Origin of the sequence: Methylobacterium sp. J-076, from assembly GCF_022829405.1 — a bacterium.
Lineage (GTDB): Bacteria > Pseudomonadota > Alphaproteobacteria > Rhizobiales > Beijerinckiaceae > Methylobacterium.
This window is the reverse complement of the sequence record NZ_JAKSXW010000077.1, coordinates 1-1,017: the sequence shown is the minus strand read 5'-3', so window position 1 is coordinate 1,017 and position 1,017 is coordinate 1. Positions and strand designations below refer to the sequence as shown.

2 protein-coding genes are annotated in these 1,017 nt (G+C 62.6%); both read right to left on the bottom strand.

Going from position 1 to position 1,017, the window contains the following annotated elements; all coding sequences use genetic code 11:
• A partial coding sequence (locus tag MKK53_RS06485; RefSeq protein ID WP_279598855.1) for a flagellar motor protein MotB occupies positions 1–141 on the bottom strand: 141 nt, incomplete at its 3' end.
• Positions 142–169: 28 nt separating this feature from the next.
• The coding region (motA, locus tag MKK53_RS06480) for a flagellar motor stator protein MotA (RefSeq protein ID WP_243927878.1) at positions 170–1,017 on the bottom strand (848 nt) is incomplete at its 5' end.

Sequence of the window (1,017 nt, the reverse complement as noted above, 5' to 3'; positions counted from 1 at the left end):
CTGCGTCGTCATGCTGATCAGCCACATCAGCAGGAAGAACGCCATCATCGCGGTCACGAAGTCCGCATAGGCGATCTTCCACGCCCCGCCATGATGGGCGTGGCCGCCCTTCTTGACCTTCTTGACGATGATCGTAGCCATGGAATTCCTCCTGGAAATCGCGTCAGGTCTAGGCGGGCAACGCGGCGGTGGCCTCTTCCACTTCGGTGAAGGTCGGGCGGACGTCGCTCATCAGTGACTTGCGGGCGAATTCGATCGCCATCACCGGCGGCTGGCCGCCGATATGGGCCAGCAGCCCCGCCTTGAGCGAAAGGTAGTACTTGGACTCGGCCTCGAAGAGGCTCTTGAGCGACTGTGCCATGGGCCCGAAGAAGCCGTAGGCGACGAAGACGCCGAAGAAGGTGCCGACGAGCGCGCCGCCGATCAGGTGCCCCAGCACCTCCGGCGGTTCCTTGATCGCCCCCATCGTCTTGATCACGCCAAGCACGGCGGCGACGATGCCGAGCGCCGGCGTCCCGTCGGCGAGCGACTGCATGGCCGAGACGATACGCTCCTGCTCCTGGTGGTGCGTCTCCAGTTCCTCATCCATGAGGACTTCGATCTCGTAGACGTTGTTGACGCCCAGCGTCACCATGCGCATGTAATCGCACAGGAATTCCACCGCGTGGTGGTTGGCCGCGAAGGTCGGGAAGGCGTTGAACAGCGTTGACTCGCCCGGATTTTCGATGTGCGGCTCGAGCGCCATCGACCCCTTCGACTTCGCCAGCTTGTACAACGAAAACTGCATGCCCAGCAGTTCGAGATAGCATTGTTGGTTGTATTTCGGACCCTTCACCAGGGTGCCGAGCATGCCGGGCACGGCCTTGAGCACCGGCCCGACGTTGCCGATGATGAAGGCCCCGATCGCGGCACCGAGGATGATGACGAACTCGAAGGGCTGCCAGAGGACTTGCAGGTGGCCGCCCATCTGCGCGTAGCTGCCGAAGACGCAGCCGAAGACGATCAGTGTGCCGACGA